The following is a 26,894-nucleotide window of genomic DNA, read 5'->3' on the forward strand; positions in this document are numbered from 1 at the left end:
CTGGCGCCCAGGGCGGCGAGGACACCACCGCGCGCGGGCGTGCCCGCGCCATAGACCAGCACCGCCTTGGCGACGCGTTTCGCCGCGATGACGGCGCCGGCCGCCCAGATCTGGAACTCGGTGTCGCCCAGGGCGGGCGGACACTCGAACGACAGCGCCTGTAGCCCCGCGTCCTCGAGCCTCACAATCGACTTCGGGTTCGTGTCTGCGAGGCGCCCCACGACCAGAAGCGTGATCGGTTTCACCACGGTCACAACGGTCAGCAGCGACGCCGGCGGCACCCCGTCCGCGTCCAGGATCTCGCAAATCACGCCCAGCTTCACCAGGCTGCCGGCTTCCTTCAGGCGCGCGACCAATTCGGTGCGCCCCTTCAGGCCAGACAGGCTTGTGTAGGAGATCGGCACGATCAGGCTGAGGTGTTGGGCGGTGTCCGACCTCAGCCGGCTGATGCCCCGGGCGATAGTCGCCAGATCGACCCGCAGCAACTCGGCCGACGAGAGCTGGCTTACCTGCTGGGGCGTCAGCTCGTCTTCGCCGTTGTAGCGCTGCAGCATAACGCGCCGGATGAGGCGGAATCCGATGCGCGTGAAGCCTTTTGCCTCGAACACCGGATCGAGTGTGGCGGTGACACGAACCTGTCGACCGTCCGCCGTCGTGAACGGCGCGCAGGGATCGGCCTCAGTCGGCGCCTGATTGGCCGACGGGGAGGCATCGAGGTCTTCGACGTCTACGACGGGGGCTTCGTCCACAACACAACTCACGAATGTGCCTGGAGCGAATGTGATCTAACCGGGTGGACGCCCGGTTAACCGGCGAATGCGAAAATTCGTCGCAGGAGCGTCTCGACCGTGGCGGCCGCGTCGTGCGGGTCGCGGGCGTTGGGGCCCGCGAACAGTAGGGACGTCCGCGATCAGGTGACGGTGACGACCATCTCGCCTTCGTCGATGGGCGCCTGGAAACTTTCAAGGAAACCGGCGAGGACATCGACGCCGATGGGGAACGCCGCGTTCGCGTCGAAGCGCCGGCTTCTCGCCTCCAGGCGATCACGCAGGATGGGCTCAGGCGCCTTTAGGTAAACGAGCAGCCAGGCGCCGCCCGCCGCCTCGACCAGTTCCTTGAAGTCGTCGCGGTGCGCGCGGCTCCAGAAACTGGAATCTACGACCACTGACTGTCTCGCGGCCAAGCGCCGGCGCAGGACGTCTTTGAGGGTTTCCCGCGCGGTGGCCACATGTTCGGGGTACTGTTCCGGCGCGTAGTCCAACCCATATCTGCCAAAACGGGCCCAGATCTCTTCGTCGATCGACAGCCGCGCGAAGCCCTTCGACGCAAGCTTCAGAGAGAAGCTGGTCTTGCCACTCCCGGCGACGCCGCACATCAGGACGACCAGCCCCGGCTCAGGGGTCAGCATCGACAGGGCAGCATCTTCTGTCAGCGGCGCATGCATGGGAGGGTTCCTTAGAGTTGACCCTTACGATGCGAATGGCAGTAGGCGCCCGGGGCGCGATGCCCATCTCCACCCAACGCCCCGCCCTTCTCCTGACCTCATCACCCCTCCCCTTTTTCGCCAAGGCTACGAAGGGCTGCCCCTCCCCATTGGGGGAGGGAAAGGGTCAGCGGAGAGACTGGTTGATGCGGGCCAGGGCCGTCTGCCCCGGCACCAGCTCGTGCTCGTTCAGCTGGTTCAGCGGCGTCTCGACCGTGTCGACGGCGTCGTGCAGGTCGCCGGCCTTGGGATCGACGAACAACAGCCCGGTGACGATCTGGCCCCTTGCCTGCCGCGCCTGGAGATAACCCAGGGCCTGGGCGCGGCTGTTCGGATTGTAGAGCTCGTTCAGCTTGTGCAGCGACAGCACCGAGCCGTCGTGCTGCTGCACCCGCACCGTCTCGCCGGGCTTGTAGTCGACCTTGATCTCGTCGCGGGGCGTGATCACGTCCAGACGGTTCACCGCCTCGTTGTGCTCGCGCACATAGTCGAAGCTCTTGGTCGAGCCGTTGTGGTTGTTGAACTGCACGCACGGGCTGATGCAGTCGATGAAGGCCGCACCCTTGTGGCTCAGGCCGGCCTTGATGAGCGGGACCAGCTGGTCCTTGTCGCCCGAGAAGCTGCGCCCCACGAACGTGGCGCCCATCTGCAGCGCAAGGCTGACCATGTCGATGCCGGCGTCAGTGTTGACCACACCGCGCTTGGACTTGGAGCCCTTGTCGGACGTGGCCGAGAACTGGCCCTTGGTGAGGCCGTACACGCCGTTGTTCTCGACGATGTAGAGCATGTTCACGCTGCGCCGGATGGCGTGGGCGAATTGGCCCAGGCCGATCGAGGCGCTATCGCCGTCGCCCGATACGCCAAGGTAGATGAGGTCGCGGTTGGCGAGGTTGGCCCCCGTCAGCACCGAAGGCATGCGACCGTGCACGGTGTTGAAGCCGTGCGAGTTGCCCAGGAAGTAGTCCGGCGTCTTCGACGAGCAGCCGATGCCGGACAGCTTGGCCACCCGATGCGGCGGCAGCTCCAGCTCGAAACAGGCCTGGATGATTGCGGCCGAGATCGAGTCATGGCCGCAACCGGCGCAGAGCGTCGAAACCGATCCCTCGTAGTCGCGGCGGGTATAGCCCAGGCTGTTGGTCGGCAGCTTGGGGTGATGCAGTTGGGGCTTGAGGATGTAGGTCATTCCGCCGCCTCGCTCTGGCCAAGCTGCATTCGGCGCGCAATCTCGCCGGCGATGTAGCGCGCCGTGATCGGCGTGCCGTCGTAGTGGAGCATCGAGACCAGCTTGGCCGGATCGACCTCGCCCTCGGTCATGAGCAGCGTCTTGAGCTGCGCGTCGCGATTCTGTTCGACCAGGAACACGCGGTCGTGCTGGTCGATGAAGTCGAACACCTGGTCGGCGAACGGGAAGCCACGAATTCGCAGCGCGTCCAGGCTGCGGCCCTCGGCCTCCAGCATCTCCAGCGCCTCATGCATCGCCGGCGTCGTGGACCCGAAGTAGATCACACCGTCCCGGGTCTTGCGCTTGCCGGCCCGCAGCACCGGCGCAGGCACCAGGGCCTTGGCGGTGTCGAACTTGCGGAGCAGGCGCTCCATGTTGTCGACGTAGACCGCCCCTTCCTCCGAATAGCGGGCGTAGGGGTTCCGCGAGGTGCCGCGCGTGAAGTAGCCGCCCAAGGTCGGGTGCGTGCCGGGATAGGTACGGTACGGAATGCCGTCGCCGTCGACGTCCTTATAGCGGCCGAAGTCCGCGCCGGCCTCGAGCTGCTCGGCGGTCATTACCTTGCCGCGGTCGAGCTTGCGGCTGTCATCCCACTGGAAGGGATGGGTCAGCCACTCGTTCATGCCGATGTCGAGGTCGAGCATGACGAAGACGGTGGTTTGCAGACGATCGGCCAGGTCGAAGGCCTGAGCGCCCATCTCGAAGCACTCGCCCGGATCGGCCGGCAACAGCATCGGGTGCTTGGTGTCTCCGTGGCCGGCATAGGCGGCGGCCAGCAGGTCGGCCTGCTGCGTGCGCGTCGGCATGCCCGTGGACGGCCCGCCCCGCTGCACATCGAAGATCACCGCGGGAATCTCGGCGAAGTAGCTGAGGCCGATGAACTCGGTCATCAGCGAGATGCCCGGGCCCGAGGTGGCCGTGAACGAACGGCATCCGTTCCAGCCAGCGCCCACCACGATGCCGATCGAGGCGATCTCGTCCTCGGCCTGGACGATGGCGAAGCGGTTCTTGCCGGTCTCGGGGTCGACGCGCAGGTCCTGGCAGTACCCGGTGAAGGCCTCGGCCAGCGAGGTCGACGGCGTGATCGGGTACCAGGCGCAGACGGTGGCTCCGCCATAGACGGCGCCCAGGGCGGCGGCGTTGTTGCCCTCGACATAGATCCGGTCGCCCACCGCATCGGCGCGGCGCACCTGCAGGGGCAGCGGGGCCAGGAACTTCTGCACATAGCTCAGGCCCATGTGCAGGGCCTCGACGTTGGCCTTGATCAGGCGGTCCTTGCCGGCGAAATCGTCGGCGAGCAGGTCCTCGATCGCCTGGATCTCCATGCCGAGAAGGCCCGCCAGCGCCCCCACATAGATGGTGTTCTTGAACAGCTGGCGCTCGCGCGGCAGCTCGTAGGCCTCGTTGCACATGGCCGTCAGCGGCACGCCGATGACCGTGATGTCGTCGCGGAACTTCGACGGCGGGATCGCCCGGGTCGAGTCGTAAAACAGGAACCCGCCGCTCTCGATCTCGGCCACGTCGCGGTCCCAGGTCTGCGGGTTCATCGCGACCATGAGGTCGACGCCGCCGCGCCGGCCGAGGTGCCCGGCCTCGGTGATGCGGACCTCATACCAGGTGGGCAGACCCTGGATGTTCGATGGGAAGATGTTGCGGGCTGCCACCGGCACGCCCATCCGCATGACCGAGCGGGCGAACAGGCCGTTGGCGCTGGCCGAGCCCGAGCCGTTGACGTTTGCGAACTTGACCACGAAGTCGTTGACGCGGGACTTACCCCCCACGGACACGCCCCCTTGGGACTGGGCAGCCTCAGGCATTGCACCCCCCGGCGTGCGTCATCTCGAGGTAGAACTTCTGCATGTCCCAGGCGCCGGTTGGGCACCGCTCGGCGCAGAGGCCGCAGTGCAGGCAGACGTCCTCGTCCTTGGCCATCACCCGGCCGGTGGGCAGCTTGCCCGAGACGTAGAGGTCCTGGGTCAGGTTGACCGCCGGGGCCTTGAGGCGTCCGCGCAGGTCGTCCTCCTCGCCCTCTTCGGTGAAAGTGATGCAGTCCATCGGACAGATGTCGACGCAGGCGTCACACTCGATGCAAAGCTTGTCGGCGAAGACCGTCTGCACGTCGCAGTTCAGGCAGCGCTGAGCCTCCTTGAGCCCCAGCTCGCGGTCGAAGCCCAGCTCGACCTCGAGGCGCACGCTGGCCAGCGCCTCGGCCTTGTCGCGCATCGGGACGCGGTAGCGCAGGTCGTTGGAGACGTCGTTGTCGTAGCTCCACTCGTGGATGCCCATCTTCTGGCTGACCAGAGTGGCGCCCGGCGGCGGACGGTCGGCGACGTCCTGGCCCTGGCAGAACTTGTGGATCGAGACCGCCGCCTCGTGTCCGTGCGCCACGGCCCAGATGATGTTCTTGGGTCCGAAGGCCGCGTCACCGCCGAAGAAGACGTTCGGGATGGTCGACTGGAAGCTGGCGGCGTCCACCTTGGGCATATGCCATTCGTCGAACTCGAGGCCGATGTCGTCCTCGATCCACGGGAAGGCGTTCTCCTGGCCCACGGCCACCAGCACATCGTCGCACTCGTGGTGTTCGTCCGGCTCGCCCGACGGGACGAGCCGGCGCCTGCCCCGCTCGTCGTACTCCGCCTTGACCACCTCGAAGACGACGCCGGTCAGCTTGCCGTTCTCGTGCGTGAAAGCCTTGGGGACCCGGAAGTTGAGGATCGGGATGTCCTCGTGCATCGCGTCCTCCTTCTCCCAGGGGGACGCCTTCATCTCCTCGAAGCCCGAGCGGACGATCACCTTGACGCTTTCGCCGCCCAGGCGTCGCGAGGTGCGGCAGCAGTCCATGGCGGTGTTGCCGCCGCCCAGGACGATGACCCGCTTGCCGATCTTCTCGATGTGCCCGAACGAGACGCTGGAGAGCCAGTCGATGCCGATATGGACGTTCGCCGCGGCCTCGGCGCGCCCAGGAATGTCCAGGTCCCGGCCGCGCGGCGCGCCCGAACCCACGAACACCGCGTCATAGCCCTCGGCCAGCAGCGCCTTCAGGCTGTCGATGCGATGGCCGAACTTCATCTCGATGCCGCCGAGAGCGGCGATGTAGCCCACCTCCTCGTCGATCACCTCTTCGGGCAGGCGAAAGCGCGGAATCTGGCTGCGGATCATGCCGGCGGACTTGGTCTCGCCGTCGAAGATGGTGATCTGGTAGCCCAGCGGCGCCAGGTCGCGCGCCACCGTCAGCGAGGCCGGACCGCAGCCCACCAGCGCCACGCGCTTTCCGTTGGAATGGCTGACCGGCGGCGGCATCCGCCCCTCGACGTCGCCCTTGTTATCGGCCGCAACCCGCTTCAGCCGGCAGATCGCCACCGGCTCCTCCTCGACGCGGCCCCGCCGGCATGCCGGCTCGCAGGGGCGGTCGCAGGTGCGTCCAAGAACGCCTGGGAAGACGTTGGACTTCCAGTTGATCATGTAGGCGTCGGCGTAGCGGCCGTCGGCGATCAGTCGGATGTACTCGGGGACCGGGGTGTGGGCCGGACAGGCCCATTGGCAATCGACAACCTTGTGAAAGTAGTCGGCGCCAACCTCACGCGTGCGCTGCAAAGCTCACTTCCTTCCTGGGCGCTCTACTCCCGAGGTCGTGAGTCTCATCTGCACTCGGGCAGAGATGGCTCCGCAGCCCCGACGCGGCGTTAAGGTCGAAGGTTAAGTCCCACACCCTACGGAAGCCAACCGATTCATGGTCGGGGTTCACCGATTTCCACGCAGAGCGACCTCGACCACCTCGGTTCGCTCCGATTCCGCGAGGCAGGATCTTCCACACCAGACTGTGATCGCGGCCGGGAAGTTTCGCGCAGCTCCGATGTTGGCGAGTGTGACAGGTAAATGATACCTTAATCGCGGGAGAGGCTCCGCCTTGTGCGGAGGAATGGGAGACTCATGGACATGCCCGAGATCAGCGTGCCCGAAAACGCGCCCGTCAGCTTCGACGCATTCGACGACCTTCCGGCCTCGTCGCTGTCGCCGCTCGACCCGACGGACTCCTTCAACCTGCACCGCGCCATCAACGAGCGCCGCGCCCAGGTCGAGAACGCCGAGCTGCTGAAGCACCTGCGGTCGCTCTGAAATCATCCCTCCCCTTCATGGGGAGGGTGGCGAGCGAAGCGAGACGGGTGGGGAGGTCAAGATCCTCCCCGACCTCCGCACTCTGGCCTATCTATACTTCTCCACCCTGGCGGCTACGCCGCCTGTCCCTCCCGATGAAGGGGAGGGAAAGAATCGAAAACGGCGCCGCCCCTGGGGGACGGCGCCGTCTGACTGTCAGTCTGTAGCGCGGCTTATTCGCTGTAGCCGGCCGGCAGGTCGTCTTCCTTCATCAGGTCGTCCTTCGACACCTTCTTCTCCTTGACCTTGGCCTGGGAGACGATGAGGTCGACGACCTTGTCCTCGAAGATCGGGGCGCGCAGCTGGGCCTGGGCGTTGGGGTTCTCGCGCAGCAGGTTGTAGATCTGCTGGGCCTGAGCGCCGTACTTGCGGGCCTCGTTCATGATCGCCTGGTTCAGCTCGGCCTCGTTGACCTGGATGCTGTTGGCGCGACCGATCTCGGCCAGCACCAGGCCCAGGCGCACGCGCCGCTCGGCGATCTTGCGGTACTCCTTCTGGAGCTGCTCCTCGGTCTTCTCGGCGTCTTCAGGCGGCAGTTGGCCGGCTTCCTTGTCGGCCTGCACCTGGCCCCAGATCGAGGCGAACTCGGCTTCCACCATCTTGGGCGGCAGCGGGAAGTCGTGCTTGCTGTCCAGTTCGTCCAGCAGGGCGCGCTTCAGCTTGAAGCGGCTGGCGCCGGCGTACTGTTCTTCGAGGTTGCCGCGGACCAGTTCCTTGAGCTTGTCCAGGCTCTCCAGACCCAGGCGCGTGGCAAACTCGTCGTCGGCCGGGGCGTCGACCGGAGCCTTAACCTCCTTCACCTTGGTCTCGAACTCGGCGTCCTTGCCGGCCAGGTTGGCGGCCTGATAGTCGGCCGGGAACGTCACCTTCACGACGATGTCGCTGTCGGGCTTGGCGCCGACCAGTTGCTCCTCGAAGCCGGGGATGAACTGGCCCGAGCCCAGCACCAGCGGAACGTCCGTGGCCGTGCCGCCTTCGAAGGCCTCGCCGTCCACGCGGCCGACGAAGTCGATGATCACCTGATCGCCGTCCTTGGCCTTCACGGTCTTGCCGGTCTTGGTCTCGTAAGTGCGGTTCTGCTTGGCCAGGTCGGCGACGGCCTCGTCCACTTCCTTGTCGGTCGCGGTGTAGACGGGCTTGGTCAGCGTCAGCGTCGTGGCGTCCACCGGCGTGAACTCGGGCATCAGGTCGATGGTCAGCTCGTAGGCCAGGTCGGCCTTGCCATCCATGACGGCCTCGATGTCGCCTTCCGGCTTCAGCTCGGGCTCGCCGGCGGGACGCAGGTTGTTGTCGTCGAGCACCTTCTGGGTGCTTTCGTTGAGGCTGGCCTGGACGACTTCGCTCATCAGCGCCTTGCCGTACAGGCGGCGCACATGGGCCGCGGGCACCTTGCCAGGGCGGAAGCCCTTCACGTTGAGGGTAGGCGCGATTTCCTTGATCCGCGCTTCCAGGCGCTCATTCAGATCGGAAACCGGAACCGTCACGCCATAGACGCGGCTCAGGCCTTCACCAGACTTCTCAACGATTTGCATCGACATTCTCAAGTTTCCCGAACCAGGGCGGCCATCCGCCCCTGTCCGTCTTTAGGCCAAACGGGGAAGGCCGCCGAACAGGGCCCGGCGGCGCGAAGGCGCCCTTATGTCACGCCCCGCGGGCGCCTCCAAGCCCCCTGCCCCTTGACGCGGAGCCGCGGGGCCGCGATGGCAGGCGCCGGCCTCATGCGGATGTGGCGGAATTGGTAGACGCACTGGATTTAGGTTCCAGCGCCGCAAGGCATGGAGGTTCGACTCCTCTCATCCGCACCAGCCTTCGCTTGAAGGACCCCGCATCGGCAGGGCAGGCCGTTTCCGGCCAGCGCCGCCGCGCCGGAGCTCAGTGGGTGAAGGCAGGCGGCAGCGCGTGACAGGGCTCGGTCGGCCACGCTAAAGCCCAGCCATGCCACGCGGCGTTCTGTTCGTTCATAACAACTTTCCCGCCCAGTTCCGGGACCTGGCCTTGGGCCTCGTCGCGCGCGGCGTGCCCTGCTGCGCGATCGCCCAGGACCATGCCGGCGTCATGGGCGCCGTGCGAACCGCCCGGTACACCCTGCCGCGGGGCTCGACCCCCGGGATCTACCCGCTGGCGGTCCGGGCCGAGGCCGACCTGCTGCGGGCCCGGAGCGCCTATGACGCCGCGCGAGCGCTACAGAACGACGGCTGGGACCCCGAGGTGATCGTGGGCCATCCGGGCTGGGGCGAGATGACCTTTCTGCGGGAGGCGTTCCCCAACGCGAAGCAGGTCGCGTTCGCCGAGTTCTACTATCGCGGCCGCGGCCTGGACGTGGGCTTCGACACCGAATTCTTCCCGTTCGAGCAGGAGTCGGTCTTCAAGGCCGAGGCCAAGAACGCGGTGATGGCTCTGGCCTACGCCGAAGCCGACGCCATCGTTTCGCCGACCGAATTCCAAGCCGCGGCCCTGCCGCGCATCTTCCGCGAGCGGACCCGCGTGATCCACGAAGGCGTGGACGTCGAGGCGATACGGCCCGGGCCGCCCGAGCCCTTCGCCCTCGACGACGGACGCGTGATCGCACCGGGCACGCCGGTGATCACCCATGTGAACAACAACATGGAGCCGCTGCGCGGCCTGCACATCCTGGCCCGGGCCCTTCCCCGCCTGCTGCGCGAGGTCCCGGACGCCCAGGTCCTGATCGTCGGCGACACCGACAAGCGGGCTTATGGGGGCTCGGCGCCCGAGGGCCGCACCTGGCGGGATGTCTGCTTCGAGGGCGTGGACTACGATCCAGCCCGCGTGCATTTCCTGGGACGCGTCGCCCATGCCCGCATGCTGGCGGCGCTGCGGCTGGGGACGGCGCATGTCTACTACACCTACCCCTTCGTCCTCTCCTGGTCGCTGGTCGAGGCGATGGCGTCAGGTTGCTATGTGATCGGGTCGGACACGCCGCCGCTGCACGATGCGATCGAGGACGGCGTCAACGGCCGCCTCCTTCCGTTTTTCGACATCGACGCGCTGTCGGACGCCCTGATCGCCGCGTGCCGCGACCCTGCGGCGGCGGCCGGGATGCGCGCGGCGGCGCGCGCCACGGCGGTCGCGGCCTTTGATCGGACCAAGGGCCGCGCGGCCTGGCTGAGCCTGCTGCAGGAGCTGGGCCTGGCCCTGCCCTAGCCGCAGCGAACCTCGGTGATCTTCCCAGAGCCGGCGTCGAACAGGAAGTTCAGCCGGTTGGGATTGTGATCCATGGTCATCGGACAGGTGGTGCAGAGCACGCGCTGCAGGTTGGGCTGCACCGGCACCGGGATCTCTGAGCGCGGACGTCCGATCAGGTGGCGGTGGGCGGCGGCGTTGCACGCGTCGGCGACCGCATTGTCGGGCTCGCGGGGCGGCGTCACATTGGCGACTGGGGGCGGCGGCGCGGGCGGCGGAGCCTCCGTCGGCGTCGAGCAGGCCGCCACCGTCAAAAGAGTCGCCAGGAGGATCGCCCGCCTCAAGCCTGCTTCTCCCATCCGCGCGCCTGCTGCTTCCAGTATGAGACCGGCAGGCCTCTCGCCTTCACAGCGCTCCATTGGGCCCGGGCGTTCCGCAGCTGGTCGTCGTCATTGCCGTCGAACAGCACGACGCAGCGTTTGAAGGCCGCCAGTTCGCCGGGCTCGGCGCCATCCACCAGGAACAGCGCGTCGGCGGCGTTGGCGTTCTCGACACCCGTCGTCAGCAGGATCGGCTGGCGCGCGGCGCCCGGCTCGTCGGCTGGCGCATGCGGCAGGAAGCTCTCGTCACGGTACGACCAGAGCCAGCCATCGAGGTGCTCGATCCGCTCGGGCGCAGACGAGCGAACGATGGCTTTCCATCCCCGCTGCAGGGTCTTCTCGAGGAGCTCCGGCAAGGCCTGGTCCAGCCCGGTGCGTTCCAGGTGATAGAACCAGACCTCGCAGGCGGCGGCCCCCTCTGGATCCTTAGCGGACACCTCAGCCCTCGTACTTGTCCCGCACCATCCGGTTCAGCAGACGAATACCGTAGCCGACGGCGCCGTCCGGAATGGTCGGCACAGAGGACGGCTTCTTCCAGGCGGTGGACGCAATATCGAGGTGCGCCCACGGGACGTCGTTCACATAGCGCTTGAGGAAAAGCGCCGCGGTGATCGAGCCGCCCGGCCGGCCGCCGGTGTTCTTCATGTCGGCGATCATCGAGTCGATCTGCTTGTTGTAGGCGTCGGGCATCGGCATTCGCCACAGGCCCTCGTCCTCGCTCTTGGCGGCGTCCAGCAGGTTGCCGGCCAGTTCGTCGTTGTTCGAGAAGCAGCCGGCATAGTCGTTGCCCAGCGAGATGATGATCGCCCCGGTCAGGGTTGCGAGGTCGACCATGAACTTGGGCTTGAAGCGGTCCTGGCAGTACCAGAGCGCGTCGGCCAGCACGAGGCGTCCCTCGGCGTCGGTGTTCACCACCTCGATCGTCTGGCCCGACATTGAGGTCAGAACATCGCCCGGGCGATAGGCGTTGCCGTCGGGCATGTTCTCGACGAGCCCGAGGATGCCGACAGCGTTCACCTTGGCCTTGCGGGCGGCCAGGACGTGCATGACGCCGGCCACGGTGCCCGCGCCGCCCATGTCCCACTTCATGTCCTCCATGCCGTCGGCCGGCTTGATCGAGATGCCGCCGGTGTCGAAGCAGACGCCCTTGCCGACGAAGGCCACGGGCTGGGCCGTCTTGTCGGCCGCCCCGTTCCAGCGCGCGATCACCAGCTGGCTCTCACGGATGCTGCCCTGGCCGACGGCCAGCAGCGAGCCCATGCCCAGCTTCATCATCTCGGCTTCGCCCAGGATCTCGACCTCGAGGCCCAGCGACTCCAGCGCCTTCACCCGGGACGCGAATTCGGCGGGGTAGAGGACGTTCGGCGGCTCCGAGACCAGGTCGCGGGTGAAGCTGATGGCGTCGGCCAGCGCCGCCAGATCGGGGAACGCCGCCAGCGCGGCATCGGGGTCGACGGTCGCCACCAGGGTCTTGGCGATGGAGGGCTTCTTTTCGGCCTTTTCCTTGGTCCGGTACTTGTCGAATCGGTAGCTCGCCAGGCGCACGCCCAGCGCGGCGTGGGCGGCCAGATCGGCGCCGCCGGAAACTTCCACCCTCAGGGTCTCAAGGCCCGAGGCCTTCACGGCGTTGTAGCCGGTGGCCGCGGCATGCTCCGCGCCGATCAGGTCGAAGGCGTCGCGCTTGCCCGCGCCCACCAGGACCAGCCGCGCCGCGCCCAGGCCCTGAGGCGCCAGGATGTCCAGCGTCTGACCCTTGCCGCCGGTGAACCGACTCGCCGAGACGGCCTCGCCGACGGCGCCTTCGTGGACGTCGCCTTCAAAGACAATGCGGGCCACCGCCGTCTTGGCGGGGATGGCGGCGTCGGCCGCAACGAACTGGATATCCATCTTCCGTGTTCTCTCTCGGGCTCACTTTCGCCACAGCCACGGTGAGTTGTGCGGCGGGGCGACGCATGGTTTAGAACAGGTCCGCGGACGGGGCGCGCCCAATCTCAGCCTAGGCCGTTTTTTGCACTGATGCGCCTGATCGACCGATATCTCCTGCGCCAGCTGATGGGGCCGGTGGCCCTGGCCACCCTGGCGCTGACGGCGGTTGCGTTGCTCTCGCAGAGCCTGGCCGGCCTCGACCTGATCGTGAACCAGCGCCAGAGCGCCCTCGTGTTCCTGAAGGTGACGCTGCTGTACATGCCGCAGCTCATCAATCTGATCCTGCCGATCGCCGTGTTCGTGGCCGCGCTGGTGGCGCTGAACCGGCTGCACACCGAACAGGAGATCGTGGTCTGCTTCGCGGGCGGCATGAGCCGCTGGCGGGTGATCTCGCCGGCGATCCGACTGGCCTGCACCGTCGCCTTCCTGGCGTTGCTGATGAACATCTTCGTCCAGCCGCTGTCGTTCCGGACGTTGCGGCAGGAGTTGTTCGAGGTCAGGACCGACTTGGCCGCCACGCTCGTGCGCGAGGGCGAGTTCACCGAGCCGACCCCGGGCCTGACTGTCTATGCCCAGAGCGTCGATGGCCAGGGCAACCTGCGCAACCTGTTCATCCACCAGATCAAGCCCGACGGGGCCACCACCACCTATACCGCCGAGCAGGGCCGCGTGGGCCGCGCCCAGGGTCGGCCGGTGTTGTTCATGACCAACGGCACGAACCAGGAGTTCTCCAGCCGCGGCGTCCTGAACTACCTGACCTTCGACGAGTACATCTTCGACCTGGCTCCCCTCGCCCGCGCCGACGAGCTGATCCACTACAAGCCGTCCGACCGTTACCTGCACGAGCTGTTCTTCCCAGATCTGCAGCAGGACTGGGAGCGCAAGAACCGCCTGGACCTGTTGGCCGAGGGCAACGCGCGGATCGCCTCCCCGCTCTACAACATCGCCTTCATGGCGCTGGCGCTGAACGCCATCATTGGCGGGGGCTTCTCGCGCCTGGGCTATGGGCGGCGCATCGCCACCATGGGGGCCGTGGCGGCGGGCGTCCGGCTGGTGGGCTTCCTCGTACAGTCCGGGGCCGAGGACGAGGCGTGGCTGAACGTGCTGCAGTATCTCGTGCCGCTGATCACGATCTGGGCGGCCCTCGCCCAGATCTTCCGGGGCAAGGTCAGCCGCCACATCGACATCACCAAGCGACCGCTTCAGCTGGCCGATCGCGCCGGGGCTCGCGCGTGATGGGCCTGGGACGCATCGAGCGCTATGTGGTCGGCTACACCCTGCTGGGCGTGCTGATCTGGCTGGCGATTCTGTCGTCGGTCGTGATGCTGATTCAGTTCGTCGAGCTGTCCAGCCAGGTGGGCACGCGGGCCGACGTGGGCGCCAGCAGCATCCTGCAGCTGACGATGCTGCGGCTGCCCTCGCTGGTTCAGATTCTGCTGCCCTTCTGCTTCCTCTTCGGGGGTATCACCGCCTTCGTCGGGCTGAACCGCCGCAGCGAGCTGGTGGCGATGCGGGCCGCGGGCGTCTCGGCCTGGCGCTTCATCCTGCCCTCGGCCGCCGCGGCCATGGCGCTGGGCGTGCTGGTGGTGGCGGGCGTGAATCCGATGGCCGCGGCGATGAACGGCCAGTTCGAGCTGCAGCGCGCGCGACTGATGGCCAACTACCTGGGCGACCAGCCCAAGGACATCTGGCTGCGCCAGGGCGACGACACCAGCCAGATCGTTATTCACGCGAAGGCCCGCGACGCCCGCCAGGGAGCGGTGACGCTGCGCGGCGTCTCGCTGTTCATCTACGAGAAAAACGCCAAGGGTCAGCCGGAATTCCGGCGACGCCTTGAGGCGGCCGAGGCCACCCTGATGCCGGGTTTCTGGCGGCTGAAGGACGTACGCGAGGCGACCGCGGGCGACTCGTCGATCCGATCCGACACCCTGACGATCCGCTCAACCCTCGACGCCGAGGCCGCGATGGAGAGCCTGGCCTCGCCCGAGGCGATCGCGTTCTGGCGGCTGCCCAAGGCGATCCAGCTGACCGAACAGGCGGGGTTCTCGGCCTCTGGCTACCGACTCCGGTTCCACCAACTGCTGGCGACCCCGCTGCTCTTTGCGGCGATGGCGGTTCTGGCGGCCGCCTTCTCGCTGCGACTCACGCGGCTGGGCGGCCTGGCGGGCCTGGCGGGGGCCGGCGTGGCCCTGGGGTTCGTGCTGTTCTTCTTCAACCAGTTCGCGGGGGCCCTGGCGAAAGCCGACATCATCCCGCTGTTTGCGGCCGCCTGGGCGCCGGCGGTCGTCGCCGCGCTCGCAGGGCTCACCCTGCTTTGCTACACGGAAGACGGTTGAATCGCCGGCCTGCGGAGCTAGTACATCCCAGGCCTGACTGAATGAGCGCCGCCGCTGAGCTTCGCGCCGTAGGGGATCGAGAGGGTTGATGAGTCCGCGTCGGCGTACGCCGCGACCCCCGGAGCCGTTTGCCTATGGCGAGCGGCGCCTGAAGCTTGTCTGGAGTGCGTTCTAATGGCGAAACCGGCTTCCACTTTCGCCGAACGCGTTCCGGGTAAGCGCGCCCTGTTCGCGGGCGCCGCGGTCGCGTTCCTCTGGACGGCCTGCGCACATGCGCAGACGCCTGCCGGGCCTAGCCCGGACGGGCTCCAGAAGGACGAGATGTACATGGAGGCCGACGAGGTCATCCGTGAAGACGACGCCGGGCTGACGACCGCCAACGGCAACATCGAGGTCCGCTACAACGGCCGCACGCTGCGCGCCAATCGCCTGATCTACAACGACCAGACCGGCGTCATTCGCGCCTACGGCAACATCGTCATCATCAACTCGGACGGCACGTTCGAGTACGCCGAGGAAATCGTCCTCGACGAGGATATGCGCGCCGGCGTGGCCCTGGGCTTCTCGGCCCGCCTGCAGGAGAACGTGAAGATCGCGGCGGCCAGCGCCGCCAAGCGCAACGAGAACGTCGAGGAACTCAGCAAGGCGATCTACACGCCGTGCGAGATCTGCGCGAAGGACGGCTCGGTCAAGACGCCCACCTGGTCCATCGCCGCCGAGCGGGTGATCCGCGATAAGAAGCGGCGCGTCGTCTACTACCGCAACGCCCGCTTCAAGCTGTTCGGCGTCTCGGTGGTCTATCTGCCCCTGTTCTGGCACGCCGACCCGGCCGCCGAGCGGTCATCGGGCTTCCTGGTGCCGAAGGCCTCGGTGTCGGACCGGCGCGGCCTGTCGTACGAACAGCCCTATTACTGGGTGATCTCGCCCTCGACCGACGCGATCATCAGCCCGCAGGTGAACTCCAAGATCGCGCCGTTCCTGAACGGCCAGTTGCGCAAGCGCTTCTACTCCGGCGATGTGGATTTCCGGTTCGGCTACACCCACGCCCGCGACTTCGACGGCAAGGGCAACGAGCTGCCCGGCACCTCGACCGACCGCAGCTACATCCTGGGCCGCGGCTCGTTCCAGATCGATGAAAAGTGGCTCTGGGGCTTCACCGCCGAGCGCGCGTCGGATGACCTGATCTTCGACAAGTACGAGATCGGCAAGGTCTATGACACCCGCGGGCCGTACATCGCCGACGACCGCCGCCTGATCTCACAGCTGTATGCCATGCGTCAGGACGAGCGGTCGTACTTCTCGGTCGCCGGGATGACGATCCAGGGCCTGCGCCCGGGCGCGATCGACCCCGTGACAGGACGAGCGGTCGGTGAGAACGATCGCGTCTTCCCGATCATCGGTCCGCTGGTCGAAGGCCACTACGAGCCCGCCCCCAAGATCCTCGGCGGGCGGTTACGCGCCCACACCAGCGCCGTGGTGCTGAGCCGCGAGCAGTCGCAGACCGACCTGACGCGGCGGCTGCCCGGCCTCGACAGCGCCCGGGTCACCGCAGACCTGGACTGGCGGCGGGCCTATATTTCGTCGGCCGGTCTGCGGCTGGAACCGTTCGCCACCGTGCGCGCCGACGCCTACCGGATCCAGGACATCCTGACGGGCGTGGGCTCGGCCACCCGCAAGGACAACATGACCCGCGCGCTGGCGACTGCCGGCGTCGACATCACCTATCCGTTCTACAAGCGACTGAGCGACGCGACCGTGGTGGTCGAACCGGTCGTGCAGGTCGCCGCCTCGCCCAACGCCAAACAGGTCGTGATCGGGCGCAACACGGCCGGCGAGCCGATCTACCTGAACGAGGACTCGATCGCCTTCGAGTTCGACGAGACCACCCTCTTCCGGCCCAACAAGTTCCCCGGCTACGACCTCTACGAGGACGGCGTGCGCCTCAACATGGCGGGGCGCGCGACCGTGATGTGGGACGACGGCCGCCGGGCCAATTTCCTGATCGGCCGCAGTTTCCGCACCGAGGAGAACGCGGTCTTCACCAACCGCAGCGGCCTGCGCACCAAGGCCTCGGACTGGATCGTGTCAGCCGACGCCCAGCCGATGCGCGGCATGTCGGTGTTCGCCCGGGCCCGCCTCGACAGCGACTCGCTGGACGTCCACAGGCTGGAAGCCGGCGCGAACGTCTACAACAAGTACGGTTCCGGCTTCGTCCGCTACCTCACCGACGATTTCGACATCAACGGCACGAAGCGCGAGAACCTCGACCTCGGCGGCGAATTGAACCTCGGCAAGCGCTATGGCGTCAGCTTCTACGGCCAGCGCGATCTGTCGCAGGACAGTTGGGTCATTCGCGACGTCGGCGTGTTCTATCGCGATGATTGTCTACGGGTTGATGTGATCTATCGCCGCGAAGACACGATCATCGGTCGTCTGCTACCCAGCGAGTCGGTGTCCGTACGCCTAACGCTCGCCACATTGGGCGGCTCATTCAGTGGGCGTTAGAATGGTCACCGAACTGCGGTGTCTTATAAGGTTTTCCCACCCATGAAGCGTCTACTGTCAGGCTCTGCGGCGCTTGGCGCGATCCTCGTTTGTGCGCTCGGCGCGCCACACGCGCTCGCCCAGCAGCCGGAGGTGGTCGGCACGGCTCCGGCCGACGCTCCGGCCGCGCCCGCTCGCGCCGCCCCTGAGGGTCTCTCGGAATCCGTCGCCGCCGTCGTGAACGACGACATCGTATCGACCTACGACCTCGGCCAGCGGATGCGCCTGCTGATCGCCACGTCGGGCGTGCAGCCCACCCAGGAGAACCTGCCTCAGTTCCAGCGCGAGGCGCTGGTTTCGCTGGTGGACGAGCACCTGCAGTTCCAGGAACTGCGCCGTGTCGAGAAAGAGCAGAAGATCGACATCGTCGCTGACGACAATGACGTCAACGAAGACATCGACGACATGGCCAAGCAGAACAACATGAGCCGGGACCAGTTCCTGGCCTACCTGGCCTCGCGCGGCATCGGCGCCGACACCTTGCGCCAGCAGCTGCGGGCCCAGATCAGCTGGGGCCGATGGATCCAGGGCCGCTACGGCTCGCGCCTGCGTGTGGGCGACGACCAGATCGCCGCGGCCCAGGCCCTGCTGGCGGCTCAGGCCAGCAAGCCGCAGTACCAGATCGGCGAAGTGCTGATCGACGCCAACCGCGTGGGCGGCATGCAGCAGGCCATGGCCGGCGCCGCTCAGCTGGTGCAACAGATGCAGCAGGGCGCACCTTTCCCCTCGGTCGCCCGCCAGTTCTCGGCCCTGCCCACAGCGGCCAACGGCGGCGACGCTGGCTGGGTCAGCCCCGGCGAGATGCCGCCCGAGGTCGAGGCGGTCCTCGAGCAGATGCGTCCGGGTCAACTGTCGCAGCCGATCCAGGTGCGCGACGGCGTCTACATCCTCTACCTGCGCGACAAGCGCGCTGGCGGCAGCGCCGAGCTGGTGAACCTGAAACAGGCGGCCGTGGCCCTGGCCCAGGGCGCGTCGGCCGACGAAGAGGCCGCCGCCCGCGCAAAGCTGTCGGGCCTGAAGCCGCAGATCAAGGACTGCGCCACGCTGGAAGCCACCGCGGCCAAGCTGCCTGGCGTGGTGGCCGGAGACCTGGGCGAGGCCGAAGTCGCCGACTTGGCGCCGCAGTTCCAGGACGCGGCGAAGAAGCTGAAGGTCGGCGAGGTCTCAGACCCCATCCGCACCTCGGCCGGCCTGCACCTCGTGGCGGTATGCGCCCGGCGCGCGGCCGGCGGCGGCATCGCCGACAAGGAGCAGATCGAGCGCCGTCTGCGCGGCCAGCAACTGAGCATGATCGCGCGTCGCTACATGCGCGACCTGCGCAACTCGGCCACCATCGAGACCCGGTGAAGACCGGGCCGCTCGCCCTCACCCTCGGCGATCCGGCTGGCATAGGCCCCGAGATCGTCGTCAAGGCATGGCGGGCGCTCCGGCTCGAACGGACCCCTTTCTTCGTGGTCGGCGACGCGCGGACCGTGGCCTCGGCCGCGAACGGCGATTGCGACGCCGTGCGCACGATCTCGTCGCCCGACGAGGTCGAAGCCGTCTTCGCGGACGCGATCCCCATCCTGGATCTGCCGTTGACGACCCCGGTCGTGGCGGGCCAACCCTCGCCCGCGGCAGCCGGGGCGATCATCCAGTGGATCGAGACGGCGGTCGGCCTCGCCCTCTCCGGGGCAGTCTCGGGCGTGGTGACGGCGCCGATCGCCAAGGCGCCGCTCTACGCCGCCGGCTTCAAGTTTCCCGGCCACACCGAGTTTCTGGGCGAGCTGACCTCCGCAGCTAGGTTCGAGGGCGCGCGCGGACCGATCATGATGCTGACGGCCGCCGACCTGCGCGCCACGCTGGTGACCGTGCACGAGCCGCTGGCCAGGGTCGCGGACAAGCTGACTCTCGACGCCATCGTCCATGCGGGTCTCGTCACCGCCCAGGCCATGCAGCGCGACTTTGGCATCGCCGCGCCCCGGATCGCGGTGGCCGGCCTCAACCCCCACGCGGGCGAGAGCGGAACGATCGGGCAGGAAGAAGTAAGGCTGGTGGAGCCAGCCGTCAGGGCGCTGCGCGAGCTGGGCGTTGACGCCAAGGGCCCCTACCCGGCCGACACCATGTTCCCGGCCGAGGTGCGCGCCACCTATGACGCTGCGCTGTGCCTCTATCACGACCAGGCGCTGATCCCGGTGAAGATGCTGGACTTCTGGGGTGGCGTGAACGTGACCCTGGGCCTGCCCATCGTGCGCACCTCGCCCGACCACGGCACCGCCTTCGACATCGCCGGCCGCGGGATCGCCCGACCCGACAGCCTGATCGCCGCCATCCGGCTGGCCGCCGAGATCGCTGAGCGCCGCCCCCGATGAGCCTGACGTGAGCGGCCTCGACACCCTTCCCAGCCTGCGCGACGCGCTGGAGTCGCACGGTCTCTGGGCCAAGAAGGCGTTCGGGCAGCACTTCCTGCTGGACCTCAATGTGACGCGCAAGATCGCGCGGCTGGCGCAGGTGGGCGAAAGCGATCACGTGATCGAAGTGGGCCCCGGCCCCGGCGGCCTCACGCGGGCGCTGTTGGAAACCGGCGCGAAGGTTACGGCCATCGAGAAGGACGAGCGGTTCCAGCCGCTGCTGGCCGAGGTGGCCGCGGTGGCGCCCAGCCTGACCCTGGTGTTCGACGACGCGCTGAAGGCTGACGAGGCGGCGATCGCGGGCGGCCAGCCGGCGCACATCGTCTCGAACCTGCCTTACAACGTCGGCACGCCGCTGCTCATCAAGTGGCTGACCGGGCCGTGGACGCCAGCCTCTATGACGCTGATGTTCCAGCGCGAGGTGGCCGACCGCATCACCGAGGGACCAGGCGACGACGCCTACGGCCGCCTGGCGGTCATCGTCCAGGCCACCTGCCGCGCCCAGCGGGTGCTGGACGCGCCGGCGCGGGCCTTCACGCCGCCGCCCAAGGTGGACTCGGCGGTGGTACGGCTGGAGCCCCACGTGGAACGGCCCAGCGCGGAGCGCCTCGACGCCCTCCAGCAGATCACGGCCGCCGCTTTCGGACAGCGCCGCAAGATGCTGCGCTCCAGCCTCAAGCTGATGGGCGGCGAGAGCCTGATCCTGGACGCCGGCATCGACCCGCAGGCCCGCGCAGAGGTGATCCCGGTCGAGGGCTTCCTGGCCCTGGCCGACGCCTGGCTGGCGCACCGCTAGACCGTCGCCCACTATGGTCGCGGATTCGCCAAGGCGGATCAGGGGACGGGGGAGCTGCAATGCTGACGCTACTGGGCGTGGCGGCCGTGGTGGTCGGCTTCGCCATTCGGCTGAACCCGCTCCTCGTGGTGGTGATCGCCGCCTTCATCACGGGCCTCGCCGCCGGGCTTTCGCCGGTCGAAGTGCTCAAGGCGTTCGGAAAGGCGTTCAATGAGAACCGCTTCGTCAGCGCCGCCTATCTGATCCTGCCGGTGATCGGCGTGGTGGAGCGGGCGGGCCTGCAGGAGCGGGCCCGCACCCTGATCGGCCGGTTCAAGGGCGTATCGGTCGGCCCCTTCCTGATCGTCTACTTGGCGTTTCGACAGATCACCTCGGCGCTGGGTCTGACCTCGATCGCCGGCCACGCCCAGAGCATCCGGCCCATGGTGGCCCCGATGGCAGAGGGCGCGGTGGAGGCCCGCACGGGCCCCCTTAACGCCGAAACCCGACAGGCCACGCGCGCCATGGCGTCGGCCACCGACAACATCGGCCTCTTCTTCGGCGAGGACATCTTCATCGCTATCGGTTCGATCCTCTTGATGGTGGGCTTCCTGGCCACCGCGGGTATCACGATCGACCCGATCCACCTGTCGATCTGGGCGATTCCGACGGCGATCGTGGCGTTCCTGATCCACGGCGGCCGGCTGCTCGTCTTCGACCGCAAGCTCCGAGCGAGGGCCGGCGCATGATCAAGCTGGGCGCGGTCTATGTCCTGGCGGGCCTGGTTTTCGGCGCGTTCGCCGTTCTCAGCGCGATGGATCGCAACAACCGGAAGCGCTTCGGCAACGCCGCCTTCTGGGCCCTGGTCGCCGCCAGTTTCCTCGCGGGAGACTATCTCGGCGACCTGGGCAACGGCGTGCTTGTGCTGGCGTTGGCCCTGATCGCGGGCCTGGGTCTGCTGGGCCTAGGCGAACCCGCCACGACCTCACGGGAGGAGCGCCAGGCGCTGGCCGAGCGGTTCGGGGAAAAGCTGTTCATCCCGGCGCTGACCCTGCCGGTCGTCGTCGCGTTCGGCGTGCTGGTGCTGAAGCCGGCGACGATCGGCGGCGCACCCTTGCTCGATCCCAAGCAAGCGACACTGATTTCCCTGGCCCTGGCCGCGGTGATCGCCGTGGGCGTCGGCCTCATCCTCTTGCGCCAGCCGCTGATGAGCCCGCTGCAGGAGGGCCGGCGGCTGATGGACACCGTGGGCTGGGCGGCGCTGCTGCCCCAGATGCTGGCGGCCCTGGGCGCGGTGTTCGCCATCGCGGGCGTGGGCGAGCTGATCGGCCAGCTGGTGACCAGCTACATCCCGATGGACGCCCGGCTGACCGCCGTCGCTGTCTACTGCCTGGGCACGGCGGGGTTCACGATGATCATGGGCAACGCCTTCGCGGCCTTCCCGGTGATGACCGCCGGGATCGGATTGCCGATCCTGATCAAGCAGTTCGGTGGCGATCCTGCAGTAGTCGCCTCGATCGGGATGTTGTCGGGGTTCTGCGGCACGCTGATGACCCCGCTGGCCGCCAACTTCAATCTGGTGCCCGCCGCGCTGCTGGAACTGCCCGACCGCTATGCGGTCATCAAGGCGCAGATTCCGACGGCGCTCCCCCTGCTCATCGCCAATGTGATCCTGATGTATGTCCTTGCCTTCTGACCGCCTGACGCCGGAATTGGCGTCGAAGTTCGCCCGCATCGCGCTGCGCCACGTCGGGCGCGAGTTCCCCAACAAGATGGACACCGTCCTGACCGGGCCGGGCGACGTGAAGGGCCCGCGCGCGCAGCATCCGATCTTCTTCGGCAGCTTCGACTGGCACAGCTGCGTCCATGGCTACTGGACCCTGGCGACCGTGCTGCGGCTGCACCCGGACCTTCCCGAAGCGGCCGACATCCGCCCGCTGTTCGATGACAGCTTCACGGCCGCAAAGGTGGCCGTGGAGACCGCCTATGTCCTGCGCCCCGCGTCCCGGGGCTTCGAACGGCCCTACGGCTGGGCCTGGCTGCTGAAGCTGCAGGCCGAGCTCTTGGCGCATGACGCGCCCTGGTCGGCCACCCTGCGACCATTGGCCGACGCGTTCGCGCAGCGGTTCCGGGATTTCCTGCCGCTCGCAACCTATCCCATCCGGACAGGAGTCCATTCCTCAACGAGCTTCGCGCTGGCGCTGGCCAGCGACTACACCCGCGCCACCGGCGACGCCGAACTGTTCGACATGTTCGAGACCAAGGCGCGGCGCTGGCACCGTGACGACCGCGCCGCCCAGGCCTGGGAGCCGTCGCAGGACGACTTCCTGTCGCCGACCCTGATGACCGCCGTCTGCCTGCGACGGCTGCTGCCGCAGGAAGAGTGGCGTCGCTGGTTCGACAACTATCTGCCGCTGGCCGGAGATCGCCGTCCGGCCAGCCTGTTCAGTCCTGCGACCGTCAGCGACCGCACCGATGGCAAGATCGCCCACCTGGACGGCCTGAACCTCTCCAGGGCCTGGTGTTGGCGCGAGATCGCATCGGGCCTGCCGGCCGCCAATCCCGCCCGCGAGGCCGCCGAACGTGCGGCCAACGCGCACCTGGCTGTGGCTTTGCCCCATGTGGCAGGCGACTACATGGGTGAGCACTGGCTGGCGTCGTTTGCCCTGCTGGCCCTGCTGGCGCCCTAGCCGGACCCGCCGCCCAGTCAGGCCACCGGTTCGGGCGTCCGCTCCAGGACGTAGTCGTCCGGGTTGGGCGCCAGCGTGGCGCGCCAGTAGTCGATCAGGCCGAAGGGCCAGTTCTGGCTGACCCGTCCGAAGGCGTTCTTGTACCAGCTCGAAACGTTGGGCGAACCCCAGGCCCAGCCGGCGTTAGCCTCGTCGACCTTGCGATTGAACTCGTCGTAGACCGCCTGCTTCGGCTCCATGGCCGCGGCCCCGGTCTCGCCCAGCAGCTTGAGACAGCCCACGATGTAGCGGACGGCGCACTCCGAGAAGAAGATGATCGAGCCGTTCACGACGATGTTGGTGTTGGGCCCATAGATCGTGAACAGGTTGGGGAAACCCGGGTGGGTCATGCCCAGATAGGCGCGCGCGTCGCCACCCCAGGTCTCATGCAGGTCGCGCCCGCCCCGGCCCTTGATCTTGAGGAACGACAGGAAGTTCGAGGCCTGGAAGCCGGTGCCGTAGATCAGCACGTCCACCTCGTGCTCCTTGCCATCGGCGGTCAGCACGCCCTTCGGCGTGATCTTCACGACCTTGTCGGTGACCAGCTCGACGTTGTCGCGCTTCAGCGCCGCCAGCCACACGCCGTTGTCCAGCACCGAGCGCTTGCCGCCGATGGGGTAGCTGGGCGTGACCTTTTCCAGCAGGTCGGGGCGATCGGCGAGTTGGGTCCGGTAGGACTCTGTGGCCATCGCCCGCAGCATGGCGTTTTCGCCGCTGACCGAGTCGGTCGCGTTCCAGGCCGGGTCGGACTTCACCATCGGCAGGAAGCCCTCGGTGGTCATCCAGAAGAGCCAGAACCGGTACCACTTGTCGTAATAGGGCACGTGCTCGAGCGTCCACTTCACGCCCTCGGGCACATCCTCGTGGTAGTGCGGCACGGGCAGGCCCCAGGGCGGATTGCGCTGGAACACCGTCAGCTTGGCCACGTCTGGCGCAATTTCAGGCACGAACTGGTAGGCCGAGGCGCCCGTGCCGATTACCGCGACCCGCTTGCCCTTGAGATCGACGTCATGGCGCCATTCGGCCGAATGGAACGCGGGGCCCTCGAAGGCGCCCAATCCCTCGATGTCGGGGAAGCGTGGGCGGTTCAGCTGGCCCACGGCGGTGACCACGGCGGTGGCCTCGACCACCTCGGTCTTGCCGTCCTTACCCTTCAGCGTGGCGCGCCAGACGTTCCGGCCCTCGTCCCAGGCCAGGGTCTCGACCAGCGTCTCGAAGCGGATGTGCTTCTTCAGGTCGTACTTCTTGGCGATCCCGCGGAAGTACTCCAGCAGCACGGGCTGGGGCGAGAAATGCTGCGGCCAAGCGTGGTTGGGCTCGAACGAGTAGCTGTACATGTGGTTGGAGTTGTCGACCCGGCAGCCCGGGTAGGTGTTCTCGAACCAGGTGCCGCCGACGTCGGGGTTCTTGTCGACGATCTCGAACGGCACGCCGGCCTGGCTCAGCCGGATGCCGGTGAGCAGGCCCGACATGCCAGCGCCCACCACCAGGACCTTCATCTTCCGGGCGGCCTGCTGGAGGTTCGGCGCTTCGAAGTGCGGATCCTTGGTGCTGCGCTCTTCGAGCACCAGTTCATCCACCAGGAAGTCGACGTACTGCTCCGGGATCGGCGCGCCGGCCACGAAGTCCATCTGCTTGCAGATCGTGGCGTGGTCGGGACGCAGCATCTGCAGGGGTTTGCCGCCAAGGTACGCCTCGATGGCCTCGGCGGCGCGCCTGCGGATATCGGCCTGGACCTCCTCGGGCAGGCCCGTGTCGCCGCGCGACAGCGGATTGTAGACCGGCGTCCACTCGGCGCGGAGCCAGGAGAGGTCGCCCGTCATCTGTACGAGGGCGGCCATCAGCGCCGGGAGGTGGGCCTCCTTGAGGGCCTCTTCGATGTCCGCGCGCGCAACTGCCATCTGCCGTTCCTGCCCTAGGTTATCATTGTTCTGAAACCAGCATGCCCGCGGGCGGCGCGCGGCGGAAGTCCTCACGTCGCGTCAGGGACTTAGGTTTGCGCAGACCGTATCCTGGCCATGACCTCCGCAGGCAGTTCGCGGCCCGACGCCTGGAGGTTTTCGTGCAGGTGCGACAGGCGCGTGGCGCCGAAGACGGCGGCGCTGACGTCCGGGTTGGCCAGGACATACGCCAAGGCCGCCTGGGACCCTGACCATTCCGGCAATCGGTGCAGGAAGCCGAAGCGACGGCCGCGGCGAAGTTCGTCCCCGTGCTTGGCGAGGGCGCGGGCGGCATACCAGAGGTCCTGTGGCCCCCTGAGCCGCGCCAGCAGCGGCCGCGTATGGCCCATCGCCAGGGGCATGCCCGCCAGCACGCCCTTCCCCGCCGCAGCGGCGCGGGCGATCAGGGGTTCACGCTCGGGCCGCAGAACGTTGTAGTCGACCATGACCGCGTCGATGACCGGAAGGCCGATCGCGTGGTCGATCACCTCGGGGTCGAAGCTGTTGAGGCCGATGGCCTGCGCCACGCCCCTCGCCTTCAGGCTCTCAAGCGCCGCTTGCATCTCATCGTCCAGTTCGGTGGCGGACGGCCCGTGGAGCTGAAGCAGGCCCAGGGTCTCGAGGCCAAGGTTCCGCAGGCTGCGCTCGGCGCTGGCGACGATGGCCCCAGGCGTCATGTCGCGGGCGATGCGGCCGCCGCCCGCATGGTAGGTGCCGGCCTTCGTGGCGATGACCAGCTTCGAGACGTCGCGGCCCTTCAGCGCCCGCCCGAGGCGCGGCTCGGCCTCGCCCGCCGAGTAGCTGGCCCCGGTGTCGAAGAGCGTGACCCCCAGGTCGATCGCCTCGTGGACAAGACCCAATGCGGTCCCCTCGTCGAAGCGCGGCTTGCCCCACCAGCTGGCGCAACCGAAACCCAGCTCCGAGACGGTCAGCCCGGTGCGGCCAAGCGGGCGATAGTGCATCAGCGATGCTGGCCGAAGGCGCGCTCGATGGCCGGGACCACGACGGTCTTCCAGGCATCGGTCGTCGGGATCACCGGGTCGAAGTGGCCGACGCCCTTGATCTCGATAGCCTCCGCCGCGTCGCCCGAGGCGCGGACCTTGGCGGCGTAGTCCTGGCCGGTCTCGGGCGGCATGACATGGTCTAACTCCCCATGGATCATCGTCACCGCGGCGCCGGCGGGCAGCATTTCGCCCGGCGAGGTCTCAGCGTAGGTCCTAGGCGGGGCGATCTGAGAGATCGTCGGCCCGCAGGCGCCGGAGAAAACGCCGGCGTGCGCCTTGAGGTCACCGATCCCACCCAGACTGACGACCGCGCGGATCTTCAGGGGCCTGTCGCGCCAGAGCGGGCTGTTCTTGGGCAACTTGCCGCGCGACGCCGCCCAGAGGCCAAGATGCCCTCCGGCCGAATGGCCAACGGCCACAACTCGCCGAGTGTCGAGCCGGTACGTGGGCGCCTCGGTGCGAATCCGGTCAACGGCGTCGGCGACGTCCTGGAATGTGCCCGGATAGCCGGCGCCGTCCTCGCCCAGCTTGCGATACTCGACATTCCAGACGGCGTAGCTGCGGCCGGCCAGGTCGGCGGCGATGCCGCTGGTCTGGGACAGGCCCTGGTACTCGGCCAGAAAACAGCCGCCGTGAATCAGCACCACGACCGGATGCGGCCCCTTCCCCTTGGGCAGAAACAACTCGACCACCTGGGCCGCCGCGGGACCGTAGGCGATCCGCGCGTCGGCCTTGGCCTGAGGCTGGCCCATGTAGTCGTCGACGGTGGCGGGAGCCGCCTGGGCTGATGTGGCGCACATGAGAAGGATGATCGCGGCTCTCCAGCGCATTGCGCAATGGGCTCCTGTTGAGGCAGTAGAACGCGCCAA

General features: G+C 67.7%; 23 protein-coding genes and 1 tRNA gene. 12 read left to right on the forward strand and 12 right to left on the reverse strand.

Going from position 1 to position 26,894, the window contains the following annotated elements; translation table 11 throughout:
- The 5 genes from EPN98_RS20240 to EPN98_RS20260 all read right to left on the reverse strand — a co-directional run.
- Positions 1 to 749 (reverse strand): hypothetical protein (locus EPN98_RS20240; protein WP_293364741.1); only part of this gene is annotated, 749 nt, incomplete at its 3' end.
- A gap of 161 nt (positions 750 to 910) precedes the next feature.
- Positions 911 to 1,444, reverse strand: coding sequence for an ATP-binding protein (locus tag EPN98_RS20245; RefSeq protein ID WP_293364742.1), 534 nt, complete (start codon positions 1,442 to 1,444; stop codon positions 911 to 913).
- Between the two features lie 166 nt (positions 1,445 to 1,610).
- Positions 1,611 to 2,666 carry a 2-oxoacid:ferredoxin oxidoreductase subunit beta gene (locus tag EPN98_RS20250; protein ID WP_293364743.1) on the reverse strand — a complete coding sequence of 352 codons (1,056 nt, stop codon included), beginning with the start codon at positions 2,664 to 2,666 and terminating at the stop codon, positions 1,611 to 1,613.
- Entirely contained in the window at positions 2,663 to 4,486 is a 1,824-nt protein-coding gene (locus tag EPN98_RS20255) for a 2-oxoacid:acceptor oxidoreductase subunit alpha (RefSeq protein WP_293364744.1), read from the reverse strand. The genes EPN98_RS20250 and EPN98_RS20255 overlap by 4 nt, the downstream gene beginning before the upstream one ends.
- 28 nt (positions 4,487 to 4,514) lie before the next feature.
- Entirely contained in the window at positions 4,515 to 6,299 is a 1,785-nt protein-coding gene (locus EPN98_RS20260) for an FAD-dependent oxidoreductase (protein WP_293364745.1), read from the reverse strand.
- Between the two features lie 342 nt (positions 6,300 to 6,641).
- Between EPN98_RS20260 and EPN98_RS20265 the strand changes: the two genes are divergently transcribed.
- Positions 6,642 to 6,821: a hypothetical protein gene (locus EPN98_RS20265; RefSeq protein ID WP_293364746.1), complete on the forward strand. Its 180-nt coding sequence runs from the start codon at positions 6,642 to 6,644 to the stop codon at positions 6,819 to 6,821.
- Positions 6,822 to 7,033: 212 nt separating this feature from the next.
- On the opposite strand, the gene tig is transcribed toward EPN98_RS20265, so the two are convergent.
- Positions 7,034 to 8,392 carry a trigger factor gene (gene tig / locus EPN98_RS20270; protein ID WP_293364747.1) on the reverse strand — a complete coding sequence of 453 codons (1,359 nt, stop codon included), beginning with the start codon at positions 8,390 to 8,392 and terminating at the stop codon, positions 7,034 to 7,036.
- A 188-nt stretch (positions 8,393 to 8,580) separates the two neighbouring features.
- Between tig and EPN98_RS20275 the strand changes: the two genes are divergently transcribed.
- Positions 8,581 to 8,665: transfer RNA gene (locus tag EPN98_RS20275), tRNA-Leu, on the forward strand.
- A 130-nt stretch (positions 8,666 to 8,795) separates the two neighbouring features.
- Positions 8,796 to 10,022 (forward strand): glycosyltransferase, encoded by a 1,227-nt coding sequence (locus EPN98_RS20280; RefSeq protein WP_293364748.1) that lies wholly within the window; start codon positions 8,796 to 8,798, stop codon positions 10,020 to 10,022.
- Here EPN98_RS20280 and EPN98_RS20285 read toward each other — a convergent pair.
- The 3 genes from EPN98_RS20285 to EPN98_RS20295 are packed head-to-tail and all read right to left on the reverse strand — an operon-like array spanning position 10,019 to position 12,268.
- A complete protein-coding gene (locus tag EPN98_RS20285; RefSeq protein ID WP_293364749.1) occupies positions 10,019 to 10,345 on the reverse strand; it encodes an I78 family peptidase inhibitor in 327 nt (108 codons plus the stop codon). The two genes, EPN98_RS20280 and EPN98_RS20285, sit on opposite strands and share 4 nt — an antisense overlap.
- Positions 10,342 to 10,818 (reverse strand): DNA polymerase III subunit chi, encoded by a 477-nt coding sequence (locus EPN98_RS20290; protein ID WP_293364750.1) that lies wholly within the window; start codon positions 10,816 to 10,818, stop codon positions 10,342 to 10,344. The genes EPN98_RS20285 and EPN98_RS20290 overlap by 4 nt, the downstream gene beginning before the upstream one ends.
- 1 nt (position 10,819) lies before the next feature.
- Positions 10,820 to 12,268 carry a leucyl aminopeptidase gene (locus EPN98_RS20295; RefSeq protein WP_293364751.1) on the reverse strand — a complete coding sequence of 483 codons (1,449 nt, stop codon included), beginning with the start codon at positions 12,266 to 12,268 and terminating at the stop codon, positions 10,820 to 10,822.
- 129 nt (positions 12,269 to 12,397) lie between these two features.
- Between EPN98_RS20295 and lptF the strand changes: the two genes are divergently transcribed.
- The 9 genes from lptF (at position 12,398) to EPN98_RS20340 (ending at position 23,042) form a co-directional block, all read left to right on the forward strand.
- Positions 12,398 to 13,543 carry an LPS export ABC transporter permease LptF gene (gene lptF / locus EPN98_RS20300; protein WP_293364752.1) on the forward strand — a complete coding sequence of 382 codons (1,146 nt, stop codon included), beginning with the start codon at positions 12,398 to 12,400 and terminating at the stop codon, positions 13,541 to 13,543.
- The gene (lptG, locus tag EPN98_RS20305; protein WP_293364753.1) at positions 13,540 to 14,643 is read left to right on the forward strand and encodes an LPS export ABC transporter permease LptG; all 1,104 of its coding nucleotides are present in this window, start codon (positions 13,540 to 13,542) and stop codon (positions 14,641 to 14,643) included. Before lptF ends, lptG begins: the two co-directional genes overlap by 4 nt.
- 174 nt (positions 14,644 to 14,817) lie before the next feature.
- Positions 14,818 to 17,148 (forward strand): LPS assembly protein LptD, encoded by a 2,331-nt coding sequence (gene lptD, locus EPN98_RS20310; protein ID WP_293364754.1) that lies wholly within the window; start codon positions 14,818 to 14,820, stop codon positions 17,146 to 17,148.
- Positions 17,149 to 17,190: 42 nt separating this feature from the next.
- Positions 17,191 to 18,534, forward strand: coding sequence for a peptidylprolyl isomerase (locus EPN98_RS20315; protein WP_293364755.1), 1,344 nt, complete (start codon positions 17,191 to 17,193; stop codon positions 18,532 to 18,534).
- A complete protein-coding gene (pdxA, locus tag EPN98_RS20320) occupies positions 18,531 to 19,538 on the forward strand; it encodes a 4-hydroxythreonine-4-phosphate dehydrogenase PdxA (protein ID WP_293364756.1) in 1,008 nt (335 codons plus the stop codon). Before EPN98_RS20315 ends, pdxA begins: the two co-directional genes overlap by 4 nt.
- Before the next feature lie 7 nt (positions 19,539 to 19,545).
- Complete coding sequence (gene rsmA / locus EPN98_RS20325) at positions 19,546 to 20,373, forward strand: 16S rRNA (adenine(1518)-N(6)/adenine(1519)-N(6))-dimethyltransferase RsmA (protein WP_293364757.1); 828 nt, start codon at positions 19,546 to 19,548, stop codon at positions 20,371 to 20,373.
- Positions 20,374 to 20,432: 59 nt separating this feature from the next.
- Positions 20,433 to 21,101, forward strand: coding sequence for a DUF969 domain-containing protein (locus EPN98_RS20330; protein ID WP_293364758.1), 669 nt, complete (start codon positions 20,433 to 20,435; stop codon positions 21,099 to 21,101).
- A complete protein-coding gene (locus tag EPN98_RS20335; protein WP_293364759.1) occupies positions 21,098 to 22,048 on the forward strand; it encodes a DUF979 domain-containing protein in 951 nt (316 codons plus the stop codon). The genes EPN98_RS20330 and EPN98_RS20335 overlap by 4 nt, the downstream gene beginning before the upstream one ends.
- Positions 22,032 to 23,042, forward strand: a complete 1,011-nt coding sequence (locus tag EPN98_RS20340) for a DUF2891 domain-containing protein (protein ID WP_293364760.1) — start codon at positions 22,032 to 22,034, stop codon at positions 23,040 to 23,042. Before EPN98_RS20335 ends, EPN98_RS20340 begins: the two co-directional genes overlap by 17 nt.
- 17 nt (positions 23,043 to 23,059) lie before the next feature.
- Here EPN98_RS20340 and EPN98_RS20345 read toward each other — a convergent pair whose 3' ends face one another.
- From EPN98_RS20345 to EPN98_RS20355, 3 genes are all read right to left on the reverse strand, one after another.
- A complete protein-coding gene (locus EPN98_RS20345; RefSeq protein WP_293364761.1) occupies positions 23,060 to 24,982 on the reverse strand; it encodes an NAD(P)/FAD-dependent oxidoreductase in 1,923 nt (640 codons plus the stop codon).
- A gap of 89 nt (positions 24,983 to 25,071) precedes the next feature.
- Positions 25,072 to 25,983 carry an aldo/keto reductase gene (locus tag EPN98_RS20350; protein WP_293364762.1) on the reverse strand — a complete coding sequence of 304 codons (912 nt, stop codon included), beginning with the start codon at positions 25,981 to 25,983 and terminating at the stop codon, positions 25,072 to 25,074.
- Positions 25,983 to 26,855 carry an alpha/beta hydrolase gene (locus EPN98_RS20355; protein ID WP_293364763.1) on the reverse strand — a complete coding sequence of 291 codons (873 nt, stop codon included), beginning with the start codon at positions 26,853 to 26,855 and terminating at the stop codon, positions 25,983 to 25,985. The genes EPN98_RS20350 and EPN98_RS20355 overlap by 1 nt, the downstream gene beginning before the upstream one ends.
- Between the last annotated feature and the right edge of the window lie 39 nt (positions 26,856 to 26,894).

The sequence above is a fragment of the Phenylobacterium sp. genome, from assembly GCF_004299445.1.
In the GTDB taxonomy this organism is placed as follows: domain Bacteria; phylum Pseudomonadota; class Alphaproteobacteria; order Caulobacterales; family Caulobacteraceae; genus Phenylobacterium.